Origin of the sequence: Collinsella sp. SGI.180 (assembly GCF_050313455.1) — a bacterium.
Lineage (GTDB): Bacteria > Actinomycetota > Coriobacteriia > Coriobacteriales > Coriobacteriaceae > Collinsella.
On record NZ_JBNPLL010000001.1, the window covers coordinates 188,375 to 210,681 of the forward strand.

At 60.4% G+C, this 22,307-nt stretch carries 17 protein-coding genes and 2 tRNA genes; 2 read left to right on the forward strand and 17 right to left on the reverse strand.

The window, feature by feature from the left end:
* Positions 1-129: 129 nt before the first annotated feature.
* The 4 genes from ACQRAP_RS00715 to gltB form a co-directional block, all read right to left on the reverse strand.
* Positions 130-1,206, reverse strand: coding sequence for a hypothetical protein (locus ACQRAP_RS00715; RefSeq protein ID WP_427727431.1), 1,077 nt, complete (start codon positions 1,204-1,206; stop codon positions 130-132).
* 435 nt (positions 1,207-1,641) lie between these two features.
* Positions 1,642-2,349, reverse strand: a complete 708-nt coding sequence (locus ACQRAP_RS00720) for a hypothetical protein (RefSeq protein ID WP_427794650.1) — start codon at positions 2,347-2,349, stop codon at positions 1,642-1,644.
* Between the two features lie 424 nt (positions 2,350-2,773).
* Entirely contained in the window at positions 2,774-4,255 is a 1,482-nt protein-coding gene (locus tag ACQRAP_RS00725; RefSeq protein ID WP_427794651.1) for a glutamate synthase subunit beta, read from the reverse strand.
* A gap of 5 nt (positions 4,256-4,260) precedes the next feature.
* On the reverse strand, positions 4,261-8,958 hold the full coding sequence (gene gltB / locus ACQRAP_RS00730; RefSeq protein ID WP_427794652.1) for a glutamate synthase large subunit: 4,698 nt from the start codon (positions 8,956-8,958) through the stop codon (positions 4,261-4,263).
* A 523-nt stretch (positions 8,959-9,481) separates the two neighbouring features.
* Between gltB and ACQRAP_RS00735 the strand changes: the two genes are divergently transcribed.
* Positions 9,482-10,738, forward strand: coding sequence for an Nramp family divalent metal transporter (locus tag ACQRAP_RS00735; RefSeq protein WP_427794653.1), 1,257 nt, complete (start codon positions 9,482-9,484; stop codon positions 10,736-10,738).
* Between the two features lie 469 nt (positions 10,739-11,207).
* Here ACQRAP_RS00735 and ACQRAP_RS00740 read toward each other — a convergent pair whose 3' ends face one another.
* The 6 genes from ACQRAP_RS00740 to ACQRAP_RS00765 form a co-directional block, all read right to left on the reverse strand.
* Entirely contained in the window at positions 11,208-11,351 is a 144-nt protein-coding gene (locus ACQRAP_RS00740) for a rubredoxin-like domain-containing protein (RefSeq protein ID WP_035137395.1), read from the reverse strand.
* Between the two features lie 90 nt (positions 11,352-11,441).
* A complete protein-coding gene (locus ACQRAP_RS00745; RefSeq protein ID WP_117743517.1) occupies positions 11,442-11,945 on the reverse strand; it encodes a flavin reductase family protein in 504 nt (167 codons plus the stop codon).
* Between the two features lie 232 nt (positions 11,946-12,177).
* Positions 12,178-12,648, reverse strand: a complete 471-nt coding sequence (smpB, locus tag ACQRAP_RS00750) for an SsrA-binding protein SmpB (RefSeq protein ID WP_006235325.1) — start codon at positions 12,646-12,648, stop codon at positions 12,178-12,180.
* Positions 12,638-13,555, reverse strand: a complete 918-nt coding sequence (locus tag ACQRAP_RS00755; protein ID WP_154515983.1) for a hypothetical protein — start codon at positions 13,553-13,555, stop codon at positions 12,638-12,640. Before ACQRAP_RS00755 ends, smpB begins: the two co-directional genes overlap by 11 nt.
* 95 nt (positions 13,556-13,650) lie before the next feature.
* Positions 13,651-13,727, reverse strand: a tRNA-Glu gene (locus ACQRAP_RS00760).
* Positions 13,728-13,744: 17 nt separating this feature from the next.
* Positions 13,745-13,818: transfer RNA gene (locus ACQRAP_RS00765), tRNA-Gln, on the reverse strand.
* Between the two features lie 252 nt (positions 13,819-14,070).
* Between ACQRAP_RS00765 and ACQRAP_RS00770 the strand changes: the two genes are divergently transcribed.
* Positions 14,071-14,211, forward strand: coding sequence for a hypothetical protein (locus ACQRAP_RS00770; protein WP_427794654.1), 141 nt, complete (start codon positions 14,071-14,073; stop codon positions 14,209-14,211).
* A 341-nt stretch (positions 14,212-14,552) separates the two neighbouring features.
* Here the strand turns inward: ACQRAP_RS00770 and ACQRAP_RS00775 are convergent, their stop codons facing one another.
* The 7 genes from ACQRAP_RS00775 to ACQRAP_RS00805 form a co-directional block, all read right to left on the reverse strand.
* Positions 14,553-15,065, reverse strand: a complete 513-nt coding sequence (locus ACQRAP_RS00775) for an arsenate reductase family protein (RefSeq protein WP_427794661.1) — start codon at positions 15,063-15,065, stop codon at positions 14,553-14,555.
* Positions 15,035-15,601 carry a VanZ family protein gene (locus ACQRAP_RS00780; protein ID WP_427794662.1) on the reverse strand — a complete coding sequence of 189 codons (567 nt, stop codon included), beginning with the start codon at positions 15,599-15,601 and terminating at the stop codon, positions 15,035-15,037. The genes ACQRAP_RS00775 and ACQRAP_RS00780 overlap by 31 nt, the downstream gene beginning before the upstream one ends.
* Positions 15,602-15,721: 120 nt before the next feature.
* Positions 15,722-16,327 carry a recombinase family protein gene (locus ACQRAP_RS00785; protein WP_427717749.1) on the reverse strand — a complete coding sequence of 202 codons (606 nt, stop codon included), beginning with the start codon at positions 16,325-16,327 and terminating at the stop codon, positions 15,722-15,724.
* Positions 16,328-16,483: 156 nt separating this feature from the next.
* Complete coding sequence (locus ACQRAP_RS00790; protein ID WP_427794655.1) at positions 16,484-18,637, reverse strand: ribonuclease R family protein; 2,154 nt, start codon at positions 18,635-18,637, stop codon at positions 16,484-16,486.
* Positions 18,638-18,904: 267 nt separating this feature from the next.
* Entirely contained in the window at positions 18,905-19,825 is a 921-nt protein-coding gene (ftsX, locus tag ACQRAP_RS00795; protein ID WP_154515997.1) for a permease-like cell division protein FtsX, read from the reverse strand.
* Positions 19,812-21,029 carry a cell division ATP-binding protein FtsE gene (gene ftsE / locus ACQRAP_RS00800; protein WP_427727416.1) on the reverse strand — a complete coding sequence of 406 codons (1,218 nt, stop codon included), beginning with the start codon at positions 21,027-21,029 and terminating at the stop codon, positions 19,812-19,814. Before ftsE ends, ftsX begins: the two co-directional genes overlap by 14 nt.
* A 336-nt stretch (positions 21,030-21,365) precedes the next feature.
* Positions 21,366-22,307, reverse strand: coding sequence for a transketolase family protein (locus ACQRAP_RS00805; RefSeq protein WP_154516000.1), 942 nt, complete (start codon positions 22,305-22,307; stop codon positions 21,366-21,368).

Below are 22,307 nucleotides of genomic sequence, written 5' to 3' on the forward strand. Positions count from 1 at the left end.
GATTTAGATCTTTTAGCGGCAGCAACCTTCTGTCTCGATCTGTAACAGTTACGAGGCCAAACGGCCCCTTGTTGTTACAGATCGAGACAAACTCGACAGGAACAACCACATCCGCGTTAGTCGTATCCCTCAGCGCCCATACCACTGACGCTTCCATCCCTCAGCCAAATCGGCCCGCTGCGAAATACCCGCCAGCCTCATCTTTTCAGCCAGCTTCCCCGGGTTCTTGAGCTCATCAAACGTGAACCTCAGCACCTTGTGCCCGAGCAATGTCAGATGAGATTCCCGCTGACGCTCTGCTACGAACGGGTCGACCGACTCCCGATCCCCACCGTTCTGTAAGGTATACTTCCCCTTTCCATCGAGCTCGCCAATCACGCACGTCCCGTCCTCGAGCCTCCAGAAATAATCGACCCGAAACACCTGGCTCGAATCGAGCGGATCGCGAAACTCCACCTGCAACTCTGGCACCGGAAAACCGTATGCAATAAAGAACGCTCGGAACCGAGACTCGCCACCGTTTTCGGACAGCCCGTCCGCATGCGACGCAATCACCTGAGCTCTGCGATACCCGCGTCTGCCCTCGCAATCGGCCTGGAGCCGTTCGCAGAGGTCGACGCGCGATATGCCCTTCGCCCGCAGCGCAGAATCGGCAATCGCCAGACCATATGAAAACGGCGCACGCAGCAGACAATCCTCCACCGTGCGCCAAAACGGCGTCACTCGCACGCCGTCGACGCACTCAAGCGCACCCGCCGCCTGCGGACGCAGCAGCCTATATCCCGTACTCAACGCCACCGAACAACCCGTCTTGACCAAGTAACGCGGCCCGAGCAGATCATTCGGCACCTCCAGACCCCATATCAGCGCGGCGTCATACCCCCAAAACGCCCAATCGGGATGAAACTCCGCAAGCCCCTTGATGGTCCACCGAGCCCGCTCCGGCGGCGTCAACGCATCCCATTCATGCTGAAAACAGAATAGGTGCGATTCGGGCTCCGCAATATCGTCTGTGCCCACATGGCGCCGCAGCCACATGAGCTCGGCATTGTCGTGCGTCGCAAGCAGCACGCCTTGTTCAGCCGTCTCCGTGAGCCTGGCAAGCATCCTATTCCGCGCCAAGGTGCTACGTGTTGCATGTTTGTGTTTGAAAACGGTATTAGACACTTTCATCACCACCACGTCAGACAAATGGACCATCGTCACCGTTGCCTCCGCTGACAAATGTCTTGATCTGTAACAGGAAGACAGTCTTTGAGCCTCTAGTTGTTACAGATTTAGATTGTTCGGCACCGCGCCCAACCTTTGTCTCGATCTGTAACAGTTAGGTCGAATTTTGGCCTGTAGATGTTACAGGTTGAGACATTTCCCCAGCTAGGTGCCAAACGTCTCGATCTGTAACAGTTGGATCGAGTTTTGACCTGCAGATGTTACAGATCGAGACATCCCCCCCTGCCGGGTTCCAAACGTCTCAATCTGTAACAGTTAGACGTTCTCCAGACCCCTAAACGTTACAGATTTAGACAAACCAGCAACGCCCAAGCACTCGTCTCGATCTGTAACGGGTGGACCGGTTTTTTGTCCCTTGACGTTACAGACCGAGACAAATAGACGGGCGGCGGCGGCGCGACTGCCCATCCCCTACTCCCATTCCTGTTTGTAGATGTTGAGTGACTTTACGTAGCGCCCCTGGGCACCCATGATGTCGCGAACCAGCCGTAAGAAGAAGCTGATACACGAGGTATCGAAGCCATCTTCTAGGTCCTCAGGATGCACGGCGCCAGGCCCGTCGACCGCCGTGTCGCTCAGGCGCGCAATGTCATAGAGGTAGAGCTGCCCCGCCGTCAGCCAGACGTCGTCGACGCACGCGAGGCGCACCGCAATCGCGCCATCGCGCCAGTGTTCCTTTTGCACGATATGCGGATCGTAGACGTCAAAGCGACGGTCGGTACGCGTATCGCGCAGCGCGACCATACCGGTCGCGGGATCCTTATCCAAAATGCCAAAGCGCGAGAAATAGTGCGTGTCGCGCACCTGCTCGAGCCGTCTGAGCGAAGTAGGCGAAAGCGACGCCGGCGGCTCGTCAACATACAGCTCAAGCAGCGTCTTGCCATGGTAATAGGGACGCTCGAACAGCAGCCAATCGGTAAATGCCATGTTATAGGCCATGATTTCATTTTGCGAGGGCTCCTCGCAATAGCTGAGCCATGGATCGACTATCACTTCGAACTGTGTACGCGCCGCCTCCAAAAACTGAAACTTGCGCAGCATCCAAAACTGGGCCATGCCGGCAATATCGTCACCGACGGCCTCGGCCAGACGTCCCCGGTCCAAAACATGATCAGCCATGGCATCCTCCTCAAACTGATAAACCTCAATTTGAGCTTACGAGGAGGGCGGGTGGTCGCCGCCATCACGGGCGAAATGGGCATCGGGCTGCAAACCAGATGCTGACCAAGCACTTGACGGGATACTTGCAGATTATACAAATTGCCACAAAATCGCGGGTAGAACTAGACGAATCACCCGCGCCGCTGTCCGCAAACAACTAAAGCCGCCACATAAACAGCAGAGCGCAACGAGCGCAAACGCCAACGGGTAGGCAGCCAAACGTCGGCAAACGAGCAAAACGCTCGCAAACCCGCAAGGAGTGTCCCCGGATGCCGGCATATAAGGAACGTCCCCAGCTGCCGGCACTTGGGGACGTTCCTTATATGCCGGCCGTTGGGGACAGCCCTTGCCGATTCGATTGTTGAGTAACTCTGTGATTGTCCTACAGCCCCAGCGCCTCGGCGACCTCGGCTGCGCAGGCGAGGGCATCGGCCATGGCACTCACCACGAGCGAGCTGCCGTTGCGGGCATCGCCGGCCACATACACCGGCGCGGCATCCGCGGCAACGCCATCCACGCGAGCCGCAAGATGCGAGTCCTCGGAGCCCATCACGGGCAACGGACGGCCCGCCGTGGCAATAGGCACGCCAACAGCGTCGAACACGCAGTGCTCCGGACCCGTAAAGCCACAGGCGATCAGCACCAGCTGGGCCGGCACCTCGTGCTCGGAGCCCGCAATGCGCTCGGGCTTGCCGGCCGACCAGTCCAGATCGACCACGCGCAGGCCCGCGGCAGCGCCCTTCTTGTCCAGCAATACCTCGAGCGTATCCACGCCCCAAGCACGCATCTCGCCGCCCATGGCAGCGATAGCCTCCTGCTGACCGTAGTCGGTCTTCTTAACGTTGGGCCACTGCGGCCAGGAATTGCTCGCGGCACGCTTATCGGGCGCGGCCGGCAAGAACTCAAACTGACGCACACTGCGTGCACCCTGGCGCACCGCGGTACCCACGCAGTCGTTGCCGGTATCGCCGCCGCCAATGACTACAACGTCCAGGCCGCGCGCGTTCACCGCGGGCTCGTCGCCGTCGAGCACCGAGACGGTCGAAGCCGTCAGGTAGTCCACGGCATACACCACGCCCGGGGCATCCACATTCGTAGCCAAAAGACCGCGGGGCGCACGAGCACCGGCAGCCACCACAACGGCGTCAAAACCATTGAGCTTGGCCGCCACCGCAGGGTTCGTAACGTCAGTACCCAGCTCAAAGACAATGCCCAGCTCGCGCATGAGCGCCACGCGGCGCTCGACCACGGACTTCTCGAGCTTCATGTTGGGAATGCCGTACATGAGCAGACCGCCTGGGCGGTCGTCGCGCTCAAACACCGTCACGCGGGCACCGCGACGCGCAAGGTCCCATGCAGCCACCAGGCCAGCCGGGCCGGAGCCCACCACGGCGACCGAGGGCGCGTCCTCCCCTGCCGGCTCAAAGCGACGCGGGCCGCCGTTTGCCCATTCGTGGTCGCTGATCGCGCGCTCGTTATCGTGAATCGTTGTGGGCTGGCCGTCGACCGAACCCAGGTTGCACGCAGCCTCGCACAGTGCCGGGCACACGCGGCTCGTAAACTCGGGCATGGGCGAGGTGAGCGACAGGCGCTCGGCCGCATCGTCCCAGCGACCGCGATACACCAGCTCGTTCCACTCGGGAATCAGGTTGTGCAGCGGACAGCCACTCGGACGCGCCTTGCCAAAGCTCGCACCCATCTGGCAAAACGCCACGCCGCACATCATGCAGCGGCTCGCCTGGGCGCGGCGCGCATCGTCGTCGAGCTCCACATACAGCGGATCGAAATCGCGGCTGCGCTCCTCCACGGGGCGCAGCTCGTGGGTCACGCGATCGATATCAAGAAAAGCACCGGGCTTACCCATGGCACTTACGCCTCCTTCTTGGTCGAAGCAACAGAGCTGACAGCCACGGGCGCAGTGCCCGCTGCACCGCCCGCGACATCAAAGCGAGCGACATCCGCGGCGCTCGCGCGGCCGGTCACGATGTCAAACGCCAACTCCTCGGCCTGCGCGTGCGTCTTGCCCACGGCCTCGGCCGCAGCGACAATCGCCAGCACGCGCTCGTACTCGGTCGGAATGACCTTCACAAAGTGCTTGCTCATCGTCTCGAAGCTGTAGAGCAGCTTAATGCCGCGCGGGCTCTGCGTCGCGTCCACGTGCTCCTGGATGAGCGCGCGAATCTGCGCCAGCTCGCCAGCCGTCGGGGCCTTGAGTTCCACGCTCTCGTGGTTCACACGGGCCTCGAGCGTGCCGTACTGGTCAAAGACATAGGCCACGCCACCCGTCATACCGGCGGCGAAGTTCTGCCCGACCTCGCCCAAGATGAGCGCCAGGCCGCCCGTCATGTACTCGCAGCCATGGTTGCCGCAGCCCTCGACCACCACGGTGGCACCGGAGTTACGCACGGCAAAACGCTGTCCGGCAAGGCCGTTAATAAAGCCGCGGCCGCTCGTGGCACCAAAGAACGCCACGTTGCCCACGATGATGTTCTCGTCGAACTTGTAGGTCGCATGCGGGTTGGGGCGCACCGACACCTCGCCGCCCGAAAGGCCCTTGCCAAAGTAGTCGTTGGCGTCGCCGCACACGTTGAGCGTAATGCCGCGCGGCAGAAAGGCGCCAAAGCTCTGACCGGCCGAACCATCGCAATCGATGGTGATGGAGCCGGCGGGCAGGCCCTCGGGATGCGCCTTGGTCACCGCATTGCCCAAGATGGTGCCCACGCAACGGTTGACGTTGGCGATATCGGCGCGGAACCGAATCGGGCGCAGGTGCGCACGGGCATCGGCCGTATAGGGCACAAACAACGTGGAGTCGAGCGTCTTGTCGAGCTCGCTGTCCGCAGCCATCTGCGGCAGGAAGTGGCGACCGTCGGCGCCCGGGATATGGGCACCGAACTCGCAGGTCGCGCTCGCCAGCACGGGCGACAGATCAAGCAGGTTGGCCTTGCGGTTGCCCGGTACCTCGATCTGGCGCAGGCACTCGGGATGGCCGACCATCTCGTCGACGGTGCGGAAGCCCAGGCTCGCCATGACCTCACGCAGCTGCTCGGCAACAAAGAGCATAAAGTGCTCAACGTGCTCGGGCTTGCCGCGGAAGCCGCGACGCAGGCGACAGTTTTGCGTGGCGATGCCGGCCGGGCAGGTATCCTGCTGGCAGTCGCGCTGCATGAGGCAGCCCATGGAGATGAGCGGCATGGTCGCAAAGCCAAACTCCTCGGCGCCCAGCAGGCAGGCGACGGCAACATCGGTGCCGTCCATGAGCTTGCCGTCGGCCTCGAGCACCACGCGGGAGCGCAGGCCGTTTTGCAGCAACGTCTGCTGAGCCTCGGCAAGGCCGAGCTCCAGCGGCAGGCCGGCGTGCCAAATGGAATCGCGCGCCGCGGCACCCGAGCCGCCATTGTGGCCGCTGATCAAGATCTTGTCGGCGGCACCCTTGGCCACACCGGTGGCGATGGTGCCGACGCCGGCCTCGCTGACCAGCTTGACCGACACGCGCGCACCGGGGTTGGCGTTCTTAAGATCAAAGATCAGCTCTGCCAGGTCCTCGATGGAGTAGATGTCGTGGTGCGGCGGAGGCGAGATCAGGCCGATGCCGGGCGTGGACTGACGGACCTCGGCGATCCAGGGGTAGACCTTCTTACCGGGCAGGTGGCCACCCTCGCCGGGCTTGGCGCCCTGGGCCATCTTGATCTGAATCTCGAAGGCGCTGCACAGGTAGCGGCTCGTTACGCCAAAGCGCGCACTTGCCACCTGCTTGATGGCGGAGTTCTTGGAGTCACCGTTAGCCAGCGGGGTCTCGCGACGCGGATCCTCGCCGCCCTCGCCCGAGTTAGAGCGTCCGTGCAGGCGGTTCATGGCGATGGCCATGCACTCGTGCGCCTCTTTGCTGATAGAACCGTACGACATGGCACCGGTGTTAAAGCGGCGGACGATGTTGCGCGCGGGCTCCACCTCGTCGAGCGAAACCGGCGTGCGGCCGTTGGCATTAAAGTCGAGCAAGTCACGCAGACGCACGGCACGGCCGGTGCGGTGCAGGCGGGCGCTGTACTCCTTAAAGGTGTCGTAGCTGTCCTCACGGCAGGCGGTCTGCAGCAAGTAGACAGTCTGCGGATCGATGAGGTGATCCTCGCCGCCGAGCGGGCGCCACTTGGTCAGACCCAGCGTGGGCAGCTGATCGGGAGCCGGGCTCTTAAGGATAGCGAGCGCGGCGTCGTAGCGCTCGTTTTGCTCGCGCTCAACGTCCTCGACACCCATACCGCCCACACGGCTCACCGTGCCGGCGAAGTACGCGTTGACGAACTCCGGCGTAAAGCCCACGGCCTCGAAGATCTGCGCCGAATGGTAGCTCTGCACCGTGGAGATGCCCATCTTGGACATGATGGAAACGATGCCGGCGGTCGCAGCCTTATTGTAGTTGGCGATGCCCTGCTCGGCTGTCACGTCCAGATCGCCGTGCGCCGCCAGGTCGCGAATGCACGCATGCGCGTTGTACGGATAGATGCCGCTCGCGGAGTAGCCCACCAGCGCCGCAAAGTCGTGCGGAGACACGGCGTCGCCACACTCCACCACGATGTCGGCAAAGGTACGCACGCCGGCGCGGATCAGGTGGTTGTGCACGCAGCCCACGGCGAGCAGTGACGGCACGGGTACCTCGTCCGCTCCGGCGCGATCGCTCAACACCACGATGTTCACGCCGTCGCGGACCGCAGCCTCAACGTCCTCTGCAAGCTGCTTGAGCGCAGCCTGCAGCACGCCCTCGCCGGCATCGCGGCGGTAAACGGCACGAAAACGGCGGGTCTTAAAGCCAACACGGTCAATCGCGCAAATGCGGTCGAACTCCTCCTCGCTCAGCAGTGGGCGCTCCAAACGCACCAGTTGGCAGGCCGTACGAGAGTCCTCGAGCAGGTTGCCGTGGTTGCCCAGGTAGAGCGTGGTCGAGGTGACCATATGCTCGCGCAGGGCGTCGATCGGCGGGTTCGTGACCTGGGCGAACAGTTGATAGAAGTAGTCAAAGAACGAGCGCGTCTTCTTGGACAGGCAGGCCAGCGGCGCATCGATACCCATCGAGGCGAGCGGGGCCTTGCCCTGCTGGGCCATGGGGCGCACGACCTCGTCAACATCATCCCAGTGGTAGCCGAGCTTAGCCATGCGCACGGCGGCAGGCACCTCGGCATCCTCGGCAGGCGTTGCCGCGGCGGGCTTGTCGAGCGCGTCAACGGTCAGCGTCTCCTCGGCAATCCAATCGCGGTAGGGCTTTTCCTTGGCATAGCGGGCGCGCAGCTCGTCATTGTAGATCACACGGCCGCGGGCAAAATCGACCTCGAGCATCTGGCCCGGTCCCAAACAACCGCTTGTCAGGATATTCTCGGGACGCACCTCGATGGTGCCCACCTCGCTTGCCAGCATAAAGCGGCCGTCGCGCGTCACGTAGTAGCGAGCCGGGCGCAGGCCGTTGCGGTCAAGGGCGGCACCCAGCGTACGGCCGTCGGTAAAGGCGATGGCCGCCGGGCCGTCCCAGGGCTCCATGAGCATGGACTGGTAGGCATCGTAGGCGCGACGCTCCTCGCTCAGGTTGTCGTTGTGGTCCCAAGGCTCGGGCAGCAACATGGACGCGGCACGCGTGAGCGGACGGCCGTTCATGACCAAAAACTCGAGCACATTATCCAGAATCGCGGAGTCGGAACCCTCGCGGTTGATGATGGGCATCACACGCTCAAGATCATGCTGCAGCACGGGGCTGTACAGGTTAGGTTCGCGGGCGCGAATCCAGTTGACGTTGCCCTTGAGGGTGTTGATCTCGCCGTTGTGGATAATAAAGCGGTTGGGATGTGCGCGCTCCCAGCTAGGCGTGGTGTTGGTGGAGTAGCGCGAGTGGACGAGCGCCACGGCCGTCTTGACGGCGGCGTCGTTGAGATCGATAAAGAAGCGGCGCATCTGCGTGGCGACCAGCATGCCCTTGTACACGATGGTGCGCGAGCTCATGGAGCACACATAGAAGATCTTGTCGCGCAGGGCAAACTCGGCGTCGGCCTTTTTTTCGATGGTACGGCGGCACACGTACAGGCGACGCTCAAAGGCATCGCCGGCGAGCGTGTCGTCCGGACGGCCCAGGAAGGCCTGCAGGATGGTGGGCATGCAGGCGCGGGCCGTCTCGCCCAGATCGTGAGGGTCGACCGGCACCTCGCGCCAAAAGAGCAGCGGCACGCCGGCCTCGGCACAGCCTTCCTCAAACACGCGGCGGGCATCCTCTACGCCCTTGTCGTCTTGCGGGAAGAACAGCATGGCCACGCCATAGTCGCCCTCTGCCGGCAGAATCTGGCCGCACTTTTGAGCCTCTTTGCGGAAAAAGTGATGCGGAACCTGGAACAGGATGCCGGCGCCGTCGCCGGTATTCTTCTCGAGTCCCGTGCCACCGCGGTGCTCCAGGTTGACCAGAATGGACAGCGCATCGTCCAGAATCTGGTGGTGGCGCTCACCGTTAATATCGGCAAGCGCGCCGATGCCACATGCATCGTGGTCGAATTCGGGGCGATAAAGGCCCTGCTGCTGAGCGGAATCTGCCTGCATCGCGATCCTCCCCTAGATATATAGACAGTCAGTTGAATAGGCATACTAGAAGCATCGCCAGCCCATTGTGTTTCCCGCCCGTTTCGAAACAATTGCGTAACGCACGCCCTACGAGTGGACACCGCCGACCTCAAGGGCAAGAACAAGGGCCCCAGGTTCGGCCTGTAAGTTCACCGCTTCAAACATCTCAATCTGTAACAGGAGGACCCAATTTCGACGACTAACTGTTACAGATTGAGATGTTCTCGAGAGACGGTTACGAATGTCTCAATCTGTAACACGAGGGGCCGGTTTTGGCGGCCAGCTGTTACGGATCGAGATTTTCCATAGGACCATTTCGTCCTGTCTCGATCTGTAACACCTAGGCCCAATTTCCATCCCTAGTTGTTACAGATCAAGACATTTCGGCAACCCCCTTTTACCATCCTATTCAAATACAACAATTTTGTTAGTCATGATCAAATTTTGAGCCTAAAACGGGTATCCTTTGCGGCGTCAAACAAACGGCACGCAGGAGTGCACCATGATCGACCATCTCAAACATCACTTTGGCTCCCCGCGCACCGGCGGCCACGGCGGACTCGACATCGCACGGCATATCGGCCCCGGGCTGCTCGTGACCGTCGGCTTTATCGACCCGGGCAATTGGGCCTCCAATATGGCCGCCGGCTCGCAGTTTGGCTACGCGCTGCTGTGGATCGTCACGCTGTCCACGATCATGCTCATCGTGCTGCAACACAACGCGGCTCACTTGGGCATCGCCACGGGCATGTGTCTTGCCGAGGCCACGACGCGCCACCTGCCCCGCCTCGTCGGGCGTGCGATACTCGGCAGCGCGTATCTAGCCACGGTCGCCACCGCCATGGCCGAAGTCCTGGGCGGTGCGATCGCACTTCAAATGCTTTTTGGCCTGCCCGTACGTGCCGGCTGCATCATCGTGGCGGCGGCATCGATTGCCATGCTCATGACAAGCTCCTACAAACGCGCCGAACGCTGGATCATCGCCTTCGTGGGCGTGGTGGGACTTTCGTTTTTAGCCGAGCTTCTGCTGGTCAAGGTCGACTGGCCGCAAGCCGCCACAAGCTGGATTACACCCAGTATGCCCACCGGCTCAGTCGCGATTATCGTAAGTGTCCTGGGCGCGGTCGTTATGCCCCACAACCTCTTCCTGCACTCCGAGGTCATCCAATCCATGCACTTCGAAGGCCAAGGCGAGCAGGTTATCGAAGAACGCCTGCGCTACGAGCTCTTCGACACGCTCTTTTCGATGGGTGTGGGCTGGGCAATCAACTCGGCCATGGTCATCCTGGCCGCAACGACCTTCTTTGCGCACGGCATTGTCGTAGACGACCTCGCCGTCGCAGCGGCCACGCTCTCCCCCATTCTGGGCCCGGCAAGCTCGACCATCTTTGCGGTGGCACTGCTGTTTGCGGGCATATCGAGTAGCGTGACGGCGGGCATGGCGGCGGGCACCATCACCGCGGGCATATTCGACGAGGAATACGACATCCACGACCGACATTCCTCGATCGGAGTGGCGGCCTGTTTCGTCGGCGCAGTGGCGGCGTGCCTGGTCGTCCCGAATCCTTTTGAGGGTCTCATTTGGAGTCAGGCACTGTTGTCGCTTCAGCTGCCGATTACGGTCTTTGTGCTCATACGACTCACCAGCTCGCCCCGCGTCATGGGCAAATACGCCAACTCGCGCCCGCTCAACGCGTTGCTCGTAGGGATCGGCGTCATCGTGACGATTCTCGACATCGTGCTGCTAACGGGGATGTAATGGGATGGCGTGACTGTCCAGATATAACGTCTCAATCTGTAACACGTGAGGCCGTTTTGAGCCCTTAGATGTTACAGATTGAGATTTTCTGAGAGATAGTTTCAGTTTGTCTCGATCTGTAACAAGTGGACCCAATTTCCGCGCCCAGATGTTACAGATCGAGATATTTCTTCAGCCCCAACCTTTTGTCTCGATCTGTAACAAGTAGAGGGGGTTTACGTGCCTAAATGTTATAGATTGAGATTTTGAGAATGATGGTTTTGGTTTGTCTCGTTCTGTAACAGGAAGACCCGTTTTGAGCCGTTAGATGTTGCAGGTTAAGACAAAAGGTCGGCCGGACTCACAACAGACAGGATCGGCTAATAGCAGCCGTGATCCCTTGGGGACGGAGGAAAAGGGCCCCGGCCGGGATATCCGACAGGGGCCCTTGGACAGAGCTATATGTTGCTGCAAGTCGTGTGTCTACGAGTTACTCCTCGACGAGCTCAAACTGATCGGGACCGACGCCACACACCGGGCACACGTAATCCTCGGGCAGTTCGGGCGTGTCGACCTCTACCTCGTAACCGCAAACGGTGCACACGAACTTGTACGTCTTCTTTTCCTCGGCCATGATGTTCTCCTCTCGAACGTGGCTGCTGGTGTACTTTGCTTAATTAGTATATATTCTTAATAATATAATGCAAGCGGTTTTACCGCATTTCTACCCTTGGTACGAAGACGCCTTGGGCGGCGTCTTGCCCTTCAGGACCTTATGGTAGTAATCGTAGGTGAGCGGCGTCTCGTCGCTCAGGCGCTCGGCATCCTCGACCTCGCCGATAAACAGTAGATGCGTGCCCACATCCACTGTGTCGATCAAACGGCAGCTAAACAAGGCCGCCGCATGCTCGGGAACATAGGGCATGCCCAGTGCGGTCTCGCGCGTCTCGTACTTGGCAAATTTGTCATAGTTGCTGCTGGTACGGAATCCAAAGTTACCAATGTAGGGCATATCGGCCGTCTGATCGATCACGGTCAGCGCAAAGGCCTTGGCAGACGAGATAACGCTAGACGTGACATTTTCCTTGTTCACGGCAACCGAAATGCGCGGCGGCGTGGACGTCACCTGCACTGCGGTGTTGATAATGCAGCCGGCGCGCGATCCATCTGCCGCGGCACTCACCACATACAGCCCGCACGGCATAGTAAAGAACGCAGTTTTATCCAAAACGATCACTCCCCTAACTCGGAATTGAGCCTTGCAGACGTATATACCCACAATGAGACATATGTGTCAGAACGGTAAGAAAAATGAGCCACACGCAGTTGCGGTGAAAAAGTCCCTGTTTAAGCCTGGATACCCAACGAACAGGAACTATTCCACCGCAACTTGCGAGGAACAGACCGGGGGTACGACAACAGTGATGGATAAACATCCCCGCCCGCCCGGATATCAACCCTTAGCGATTACGCTCCTTAAGCGCGCGATCGATTTCGCGCTGAACGTCACGTTTGGCCATGTCCTCGCGTTTGTCGTAGAGCTTTTTGCCACGGCCCAGGCCCAACAGCAGCTTAACGCGACCATCGGTATTAAAGTAGAGCTCGAGCGGCACCAGTGCATAGCCGCGGTTGCGTAGTTTGCCGTCAAGAAAATCAATCTCCTTGCGATGCAGCAGCAGACGGCGCCGGCGATCGGGATCACGGTTCCACACGCCACCGTGGCTATAGGGATGGATGTGCAAACCCACCAGCCAGCACTCGCCGCCGCGAATCAGCGCAAAAGTATCGGTAATCTGACAGGCGCGCTCGCGAATCGACTTGACCTCGGTACCGCTCAGCTCAATGCCGCATTCGAATGTCTCGTCGATAAAGTATTCGTGATGCGCCGAACGATTCTTGGAGATGAGCTTGCGCTCGCGCTTACTGGGCATCGCCGGCCTCCTCGGCGTCATCGGCTTTCCCGCTCGCGGCCTCGCGTTTGGCCTTGCGCTCGGCGTTGAGCTCGGCATCGCTTTCGCGCACCAGCTTAATGATCGCCGCGCATGCCTCCTCGCCCACCAGGTCGCGGGCACGGACCGTCAGGCGCGTAGCCTCCTGTTTGTCACCGTCGCTCGCAGCGTCGGTCGCACACATAATCAGACAAATGGCAATCTCGGCCGAAGGCGAGGTCGGTACGCCCTGTAACGCCAGCTCGCCCATCACATGCTCATCACTCTCGTCGGCGGCATCCGGATAGGTGGCATGGATCTTGCTGAGCAAGCGCGTCGTATGTGAATCGCCAGGGGCCAAGCGCAGCGCCAGACGTGCGCAACCCACGGCCGCCGAGACGTTCTCGGTCTCGGGCTCCAAAAAGTACTGGCCCAAGTTGGCGTAGGCGCGGGCGGCGCACCTGCCGTCACTCGCACGCTCCAGCACCGAAAACGAAAGCGAAGCCCACTCCTGCTTGTCCTCGAGCGCACGGAACAGCTCGGCCAGATCCAGTCGGTAGTTGCAGTTCATGGGGTCCCAGCGCACGGCCTGCATCAAGGCATTGCGGGCGCTCACATAATCCTGCTGACGGATGTAGGCAAACGCCATGTCGGAGTACAGGCGATCAAACGGCACCTCGACCTGCACCAGCTCGCGTGGATCCTTTTCCACGCGGCGGTAGGCCAGGCGCTCAAACTTGCTATCGAAGCTAAAGTACTGGCGGTTCTCCTCCGTTTTGCACTCGGCATCGATATACTCCTCGGCGAGCTCCACCAAACGCTCCAGCAGCGGCGTCGCCGTGGCCAGGTCTCCCTGCGCCAGGTAATTCTCGGCATACGTAATGTCTTGTAGGCTGATGGGCAGGTCCATGGCAACTCCTCGGTCCAGGTGAAACGCGGCTCATTCCACACATGCGGTGTATACACAAAACCCGGGTCTCTTGCGAGGCCCGGGCATTCAATTTTTGGTAGCCCGTACCAGATTCGAACTGGTGATCTCCGCCTTGAGAGGGCGGCGTCCTAAACCGCTAGACGAACGGGCCATATGTAGCAAATGCAATGGCTGGGATGGAGGGAGTCGAACCCCCATTGACGGAACCAGAATCCGCTGTCCTGCCATTAGACGACATCCCAATGACTGCATCGCTGCGCTCGGCTGTGCCTTTGCGCAAGAAAGAAATATACGGGAAGCATCGCGATGACGCAAGTCTTAATTTTGACTTTTTTAAAATTCGGTCAAATTGGCCTAATTTCGTCCAACCCGTGAAGGACCTGTGATGCCGACCGCTGTACACGAAGGGCAAAACGCCGCGAGCGGTAGCCCTCAACCGTTGGCAGATACTAACGCGAAAACGATAGCACCAGGCAACACAATCGAAGTATCTTTTGATCATGCGGACGTCATGGCATGCGGCGCTCCCCGACCTCAAGCGCATCCAGGCAAGCCTCGTCGAGCTGTCCGGCATGCCGACCGTCAAATCCGAGACGAACCTGGAGCGGCGGCAGCGCGAGCGCCTGCAGCGGTAACGAATTCCGTTTATCTGCCCCGGCATTCAGGCATACCTGCCCTTTATGGACGAAGAGTACTGGAGCGACACGCCCGACAAGCACGTAAAGATCTACGACCCACACGAATGAGCGCAGCTGAAGGACTGACTGGGGCAGGCCCGCCCTGGAGTAGGCCCGCCGGCAGAAAGCGCATCCCAGATTTCAAGCTCAAACTGGTCCCCACTTTCCCGTCGAGCCCTCAACCGGAAACCGTGTCCCAGAATCAGCGCTCGAAACGGGATGTCATGTCCGATAGAGCCCTCAACCGGAAAGCACATCCCAGAATCAGCACTCAAAATGGGACGCACTTTCCGAAGCCGCTACAGCAACGCCTCGGTCCAAGCCGCTTCCCTAAAGCCGGGGATCGCAAAGTCGTCGCCCACCAGCAGCGGGCGCTTAACCAGCATGCCGTCAGTCGCGAGCAGCTCAAAGCACTCCTGGTCCGTCATACCCGCATCCAGGCGCGCTTTCAGACCAAGCTCTCGATATTTCATGCCCGACGAGTTAAAGAAGCGTCGCACCGGCAGCCCCGAACGAGCAATCCAGGTCGCAAGTTCCTCAGCCGAAGGATTGTCTGTAACAATATCGCGATCGACGTACTCAACCCCATGCTCGTCCAACCAGGCCTTGGCCTTTTTACACGTCGAGCATTTGGGGTATTCAGCAAACAGCACTGCCATGGGGATTCCCTTCTTAGAAAAGACAAGTGTCTGGCAAACAGCGCATCGATGGCCATCTGCGACCGATGCCGATATTGTAACCAGCGCCGACGTACAGGCGGTCGCGATTTTCCATCTTGAGGTTAGCGCCTCGCATGGGCGCCAATGGGACAGGTCGCGCGCTGAACCAGCGCGGCGGCCAACAGCACCAACAGCATAGCGACAACGTAACCCGCGGCATCGAAGCCCAGGTCGATCATGTCAAAATGACGACCAGGAACAAAGATCTTGTGCACTTGGTCACCGACAGAGCAGACGGCGCAAAAGAGCAGAGCGAGTACGTACCGGAATCGCGCGCATGGCAGGCACTCGCCCAGGCATGCCACTGTCGCCAAAGCAAACAGTCCTACAAAGAAGAACTCAACGGCATGTGCGACGCGACGAATGTTGGCACCCATCCACAGACGAACGGGCGCAAGCGGGTCGGGATGAACAGTGGCAGTCGTTGAATCCGTGCCCTCGACGGCATCCCCCGCCTGGAACTCCTGCGTGGCGTCGGGCCGCACGTCCGCGGCCCGTCCTTCCACCGCGCGCGCGGTGGACTCGCTGAGCGACGACGTCTGCTCCACGTTTTGCTCCGTCAGCATCCAAATACTTGCCAGCGTCACGACCAGCAGGACAATCGAAATCCATCCGACCATGTGCTTCACACGCGCCAAGGGCTAACCTCCGTCATTTTTTGAGCAGCAGCGAGTGTACCCCCAAATGCAGTTGTCGCCGTAGCGAAATCCAAAATGTTCGAATCGGGGCGCCAAAGGACCGTGGCGCCCCTACTCCATCTCGCGCATCCAGCGATCGAACGTCCCCACGCACACGCCTAGCCGCTTTGCCGCCTGACTCCGCGTGATATCACCCGCCTCGTAGGCATCGCGTACCAGCTCGAATTGCGGGGGACAGGGCTTGCGGGGCCGGCCAAAGCGCACGCCGCGCGCTCGCGCCGCCGCAATGCCCTCGGCTTGGCGCCGGTGGATGTTCTCGCGCTCCACCTGCGCCACATAGCTCAGCAGCTGCAAAACAATATCGGCAATCAACGTACTCGTCACGTCCGACCCACCACAGTCTCTGGCGCGCGTGTCGAGCAATGGCATGTCCAGCACCACGATGGCGGCGCCGAGCTCTTTGGTTATGCACCGCCATTCCTCGAGGATCTCGCTGTAGTTACGGCCCAGCCGATCAATGGAAAGTACCACCAGCACATCGCCGGAATCCAACGCGCACAGCAGCTCGCGATACCGCGGTCGATCGAAGTCCTTGCCACTCGCATGGTCGGCAAAGATATTCGCCGGTTCCACGCCATAGGCGCCCAGCGCATCCAGCTGCCGATTCAGATTTTGATCACGCGAGCTCACCCGCGCATACCCGTACACCGTTGTCATCTCATCCCCGCTCTCTCGTAAACCTCCCAAAAAGGGACAGGTTTATTTTGGTAGGTTTTATCTCCCCTATAGCAGGCGGAAGACGCAAGCGCGCGAGCGGCAAGACGATTGAACCGCCACAAAAAAGGCAGCCCCAAAAGACCGCCCCGTTCTCTATCAATCACCAAATTCCGGCTCATGAATAAGCCTGAAATCCAAGTGCCCGCGCGTGGTATTGACGCGCGAGACCTCGATGATCACGCGTTGCCCCAACTCAAAACGGCGCCCCGTGTCGGCACCCGTCAACGTGAGCGCGTCCTCGTCAAACTCGAACCACTCGCTTCCCAAGCTCTTAATCGAGACCAAGCCCTCGACCTGTGTCAGGTCGAGGCGCACAAAGAGGCCCATGCTGCTGACCCACGAAATGGTTCCGGCATAGCGCTCGCCCAGACGATCCTCGTAATACTGGGCAATCTTGATCTTTTGCGTCGCATGGCTGGCGGCGTCGGCCGCACGCTCGGCATCGCTGCATGCACGGCAAATCTGCGGCAAGATGCGCGGCAGCGACTCGCGACCCCTGCCGATCAGCCGCGGCGTGCGCACCAAGGCATCCTTGCCGCCCAGCTGCTCATACGCCAGCTGCAATTTGAGCACGCGATGGACAACAAGGTCCGGATAGCGTCGGATAGGGCTCGTAAAGTGGCAGTAGCACGGCGCGGCGAGCGCAAAGTGGCCCTCGTTGCGCGGCTTGTACAGCGCGCGCTGCATACTGCGCAATAGCAACGTGTTGACAAGCGGGGCATTTGCCGTGCCAGCGGCAGCGTCAACCGCCACCTGCAGCTCATCGGGACTTCCCAGGGCAATGCCGGCCGCGCGGCGATCGTCGATGATACCCAGCTGCGCCAGCGCCACAGCGGCCCCGTGCAAGCTGTCGGGGCTGGGATCCTCATGCACGCGATAGCATGCCTCAATATCGCGGTCTGCCAGCCACTCGGCAACGCACTCGTTGGCAAGCAGCATAGCTTCCTCGATGAGCGACGTGGCACACGAGCGCTCGCGGGCCACGATCTGCACGGGAATGCCGTCCTCGTCCAGCAAAGCGCGAATCTCCGCCGTGTCAAAGTCGACCGAGCCGCGCGCACGGCGAATGCGACGGCGTCGCTCGGCAAGCTCGTTGGCAGCAACTAGGAAATCGCTCAGATCCACGTCGTAGTCGCGGGCAGTCTCTTCGCAAGTCAAACCGCGCTCAAGCGCCTCCTCGCGCGACGCCTCGGCTGCAGCAACATCCTCGGCGGCACCTTCCAACACGGAGTACTCCACCGCACCGGCACGCACCAGCAGTGCCTCGGCACCGTCATAGTCCATGCGCACGCGCGAGCGAATCACGCTGGGATACGGATCGTAGTGGCGGACGTGCCCCTGCGCATCGAGCTCGATGTCGACGGTAAACGCCAGGCGATCCTCGTCGGGGCGCAAGGAACACAGGTCATTCGACAGGCGCTCGGGCAACATGGGGAGCACGCGATCGGCAAGGTACACCGACGTCGTGCGATGGCGAGCCTCTAGGTCGATATGTCCATCCCAGGCCACATAATGCGATACATCGGCGATATGGACACCCAGCTTGTAGCCGCCCTGCGTCGTGCGCTCCAACGAGATGGCGTCGTCAAAGTCGCGCGCGTCGACCGGATCGATCGTGATGATAAAACGGTCGCGCAGATCACGGCGAAGTGGGTCCTTAAGAGCTGTCGCCACGTCGAGCGATAGCTCCTCGGCCTCGGCAAGGGCGGTCTCGGGATAACTATCGGTATAGCCGTAACGAGCCATGACATATTGAACGCCCAAGTCGGGTGCATCGTCGCCGCCAATGCGGCGCTCAAGAGTCACGGTGCCCGATTCCAAGCGTGTCGGATAGGTCAAGATGCGTGCGACGACTGCATCGCCCGGATGCACGCCCAAACGCTCCGCCGAAGTATCCTCGGGCAACATAAAGAAATCGGCCTTGAGACGCGAATCAAGCGGCTCGATCACACCGAGCGGGCCTGCCGTCTGATACGTGCCCACCACGCTTATGGCCGCGCGCTCGACAACGCCCTCGATCACGGCACGGCGATCGCCGCGCGGTCCGGTCTTAATGCTCACGGCCACGATGTCGCCGTCCATAATCTCGCGCTTGCCGCGACCCATAACCTTATAGTCGCCATTATCGGTGACAACATAGGCGCTATGCTCATGGAGCTGCACGCGGCCCGTCAGGCTGGGACGCCGCTCGCTACGCACCGGCGCGCGCTTGTTGCGAGCGCTACGCTTATGTTTGTTATTGCGCCCCATGGCGCCTCCTTACTATCTGTTGCGGGGCCCGCAGGCGCAACCGCATCATGTCAAAACACCGTGCAGGCCTAAACCGCACGCATCAAAGAGTCTACCCAATCAACAACAGGGCACGCACCTCGCGTCATGATCCCTATGTGACGGAGAAAATCGAATTATCGAGACAAGCCGAACTGCCGGTGAGCCCTTTTCCTCCGTCGCACGGGATCAAAAAACGGGCCGCCCCAGAGCGGGACGGCCCGTTAGCAAAACTAATTCCAGCTGTGTCTACACGCGCAGGTAGCGACGCATGGCAATGGCGGAACCAAAGAGACCGATGATCACGCCGACCAGGATCAGTGCGGCATACGTCACCAGGTAGTATTGCATCGGCAGCGCAAACGACATCCAGCCAATGCTCTCCTGAAGACGCGGAACCAACAGGTTGCGAAGCAGCTCCAAAACACCGATGGAAAGCAGCGAGCCCAAAACGGCCTGCAGCACGCCCTCGGTGATAAACGGACCGCGAATAAAGCCATTGCTGGCGCCCACCAGGCGCATAATAGCAATCTCGCGGCGGCGAGCCGTAATCGACAGGCGAATCGTGTTGTTGATAAAGATGAACGCGATAAACGTCAGCAAACCAACAAGCACAACGGCAGCGATGCGGATGTAGTTCGTCACCTGGAACAGGCGGCTCACTTCCTCCTGACCGTACAGAACGCTCGCATCGACGTCACCGTCATCCGCGATCTTCTGGAAATCGGAGTTCTTCTTGAGCTTCTTGGCCGTGCTCTCGACCTGGGACGGATCGTCCATCTCGATCGCGAACGAAGCAGGCAGCGGATTCTGGCCATCAAGTGCGCTCAGAGTGGCGTCGGCGTTACCCGACATCTTGCTCGTGTACTCGGCCAGCGCGTCGTCCTTGTCCTTATAGGTCACGGACTTAACGTTGTTCCACGTCTTGAGCTCACTCTCGAAAGCCTGGACGTCGGCCTGGTCGGCGTCATCGCTAATAAACGCGTTGATAACAACCTGATCCTCAACGGTGCCGATCACGGAGTTCAGCATCGCGGAACCCATGATGAACAGGCCGATGATAAACAGCGATAGGAAAATCGTGATGACGGCGCCGAGCGAGGTGGTCCAGTTACGGAAGAAGTGGCTCATTGCCTCTTTGAGCGAATAGCCCACGTTAGTTGGTGCCATAGTTGCCGTAACCTCCCCTCTCCTGGTCGCGGATTACGTGGCCGCCCTCGAGGGCGATCACGCGACGATGCATACTATCGACCATCTCGCGATCGTGGGTAGCCACGATCACGGTCGTGCCGGTGCGGTTAATGCGCTCGAGCAGCTTCATGATACCGAGCGAAATTGCCGGGTCGAGGTTGCCCGTTGGCTCGTCGCAAATCAGCAGCGGCGGACGGTTGACCATGGCGCGGGCGACGGCCACGCGCTGTTGCTCGCCGCCGGAAAGCTGATCGGGCAGCGAGTCCATCTGATCGGCCAAACCGACCAGACGCAGTACCTCGGGCACCTGGCTGCGAATGACGCCTTTGGGCTTGCCTATGCACTGCAGGGCAAACGCCACGTTTTCATAGGCGGTCTTTTGCGGCAGAAGCTTAAAGTCCTGGAACACGGCGCCAATCTGGCGGCGCAAGAAGGGAACCTTGCGGTTCTTGATTTTCATGAGATCCTGACCGGCGACCAAAATGCGACCGCTCGTAGGCCTGACATCACGGTTGAGCGTGGAAAGCAGCGTGGTCTTACCCGATCCGGAATGACCGACCAAGAAGACGAACTCACCCGGATAGATCTCGATGTTGATGTCGTCGAGTGCGGGCTTGTTGGGCTGTGCCGGGTAGATCTTGGTGACATGTTCCATCAGAATGACGGGCTCGACACCGGCCTGCTTGGCCATCTTCTTGCGACTTGCCTGCGGATCGATAGGCGCGAACACCGACGTAAAATCGGGGTTGTTGAGCGCGTTGTCAAGACTTGCGACCTCGGCAGCCTGATCATTCTCGACCATGGGCGCAGCGGGCTGCGTAGGATCGGGAATGCCGGCAAAGAGGCCGGACTGCGCCGGCTGCGGCACGGGCGTAGCAGGAACCATGGGATCGGGAATGCCCGCCATGGTCGGCTGAGGCTCGGCTGACGTCTGAGGCTGGTTCACGCGAGCAGTCACCTTTTGGACGGGCTCAAAGCCCGCAGCGGCAGAAAGCTCGACATCGCTGGTGGGATTGTAGGCAAAGGGATCGGATGCCGGCCGTGCCTGATCTGCCGGCTGTGCGGGGGCCTGGGCAATATGCTGGCCCTCTGAATCCGGAGTGGCGAAACGTGTGCCCGGGACACCTTGCCGTGTCTTGGGGGCCTCATCGCCCGCACCGGAGGTACGGAAGTGGTTACCCACTGGTGCTCCTTATCATCGTGCGTTTAAACTACATGAGCGCTTTGTATTTTAGCAGCATTAGCTTCACTGCACATAAGAAGCATGGCAGGGTTTTGGTCTCACCGGCCGCGCACAGGGCTACTAAGGAGTCGCCGCGTTTTTCTTGGGGTGCTGCATATACAAAGTTGGAAGGGCTGAGTTGCACTTTGTTGGTCTGGGTCCGCTTCCCGGAGGAAGCCCTTGCTTGGTGCGGACCTGATTTGTTTGTTGCCGACAAAAACAGGGGCGCCCTCTTTGGGGGCGCCCCTGTTCTGGCTTGCTTACGGTTGCTGAAGCGATACTTTGCCTCGTCTTGCCCTAGGCCAAGAACTCCTTGGTGGTTGCCACGATGTTGGCGGCATCCAGGCCGTACTTGTGCAGGAGCTCGGCGCCCGGACCGGACTCGCCAAAGGTGTCGTTGACGCCAATCTTCTTGAGCGGCGTCGGGCACTGAGCGCAGAGCACGTCGGCAACGGCGCTGCCCAGGCCACCGATCACGGAGTGCTCCTCGACAGTCACGACGTGGCCGGTCTTGGCGGCGCTCTTGACGATCAGATCGGCGTCGATGGGCTTAATGGTGTGCATGTTGATGACCTCGGCGTCGATGCCCTCGGCAGCGAGCTGCTCGGCAGCCTCGAGAGCCTCGCCAACCATCAGGCCGCAGGCAATGATGGTCACATCGGCGCCCTCACGCATGACGATGCCGCGGCCCAGCTCGAACTTGTAGGTCTCGGGGTCGTTGATGACCGGCGAGGCCAAACGGGCAAAGCGCATGTACACGGGGCCGTCGCACTCGTAGGCGGCGCGGACCACGGCGCGGGCCTCCACGTCGTCGGCCGGGACAATCACGGTCATGCCAGGGATAACACGCATAAGGGCGATATCCTCGCAGCACTGGTGCGTGGCACCGTCCTCGCCCACCGAAATACCGGCGTGCGTGGCGCCGATCTTGACGTTGAGGTGCGGATAGCCGATGGAGTTACGGACCTGCTCAAAAGCGCGGCCGGCGGCGAACATGGCAAAGGTGCTCGCGAAGGCAGTACGACCGGTGGTCGCGATACCGGCGGCGACACCCATCAGGTTGCTCTCGGCAATGCCCACGTCAAAGAAGCGGTCGGGGCAGGCGGCCTTAAACTTACCGGTCTGCGTGGCGGCAGCCAGGTCGGCGTCGAGGACCACAAAGTCGTCGTGCTCGGCAGCGAGCTCAACGAGGGCCTCGCCGTAGCTTACACGCGTGGCGATTTTCTTGACGTCTGCCAT

Coding starts and splice junctions, on each gene's coding strand:
- ACQRAP_RS00720 (WP_427794650.1), bottom strand. CDS start 2,349: ATGGCTGATCATGTTTTGGACCGGGGACGTCTGGCCGAGGCCGTCGGT.
- ACQRAP_RS00725 (WP_427794651.1), bottom strand. CDS start 4,255: ATGGGTAAGCCCGGTGCTTTTCTTGATATCGATCGCGTGACCCACGAG.
- gltB (WP_427794652.1), bottom strand. CDS start 8,958: ATGCAGGCAGATTCCGCTCAGCAGCAGGGCCTTTATCGCCCCGAATTC.
- ACQRAP_RS00735 (WP_427794653.1), top strand. CDS start 9,482: ATGATCGACCATCTCAAACATCACTTTGGCTCCCCGCGCACCGGCGGC.
- ACQRAP_RS00740 (WP_035137395.1), bottom strand. CDS start 11,351: ATGGCCGAGGAAAAGAAGACGTACAAGTTCGTGTGCACCGTTTGCGGT.
- smpB (WP_006235325.1), bottom strand. CDS start 12,648: ATGCCCAGTAAGCGCGAGCGCAAGCTCATCTCCAAGAATCGTTCGGCG.
- ACQRAP_RS00755 (WP_154515983.1), bottom strand. CDS start 13,555: ATGGACCTGCCCATCAGCCTACAAGACATTACGTATGCCGAGAATTAC.
- ACQRAP_RS00785 (WP_427717749.1), bottom strand. CDS start 16,327: ATGACAACGGTGTACGGGTATGCGCGGGTGAGCTCGCGTGATCAAAAT.
- ACQRAP_RS00790 (WP_427794655.1), bottom strand. CDS start 18,637: ATGGGGCGCAATAACAAACATAAGCGTAGCGCTCGCAACAAGCGCGCG.
- ftsX (WP_154515997.1), bottom strand. CDS start 19,825: ATGGCACCAACTAACGTGGGCTATTCGCTCAAAGAGGCAATGAGCCAC.
- ACQRAP_RS00805 (WP_154516000.1), bottom strand. CDS start 22,307: ATGGCAGACGTCAAGAAAATCGCCACGCGTGTAAGCTACGGCGAGGCC.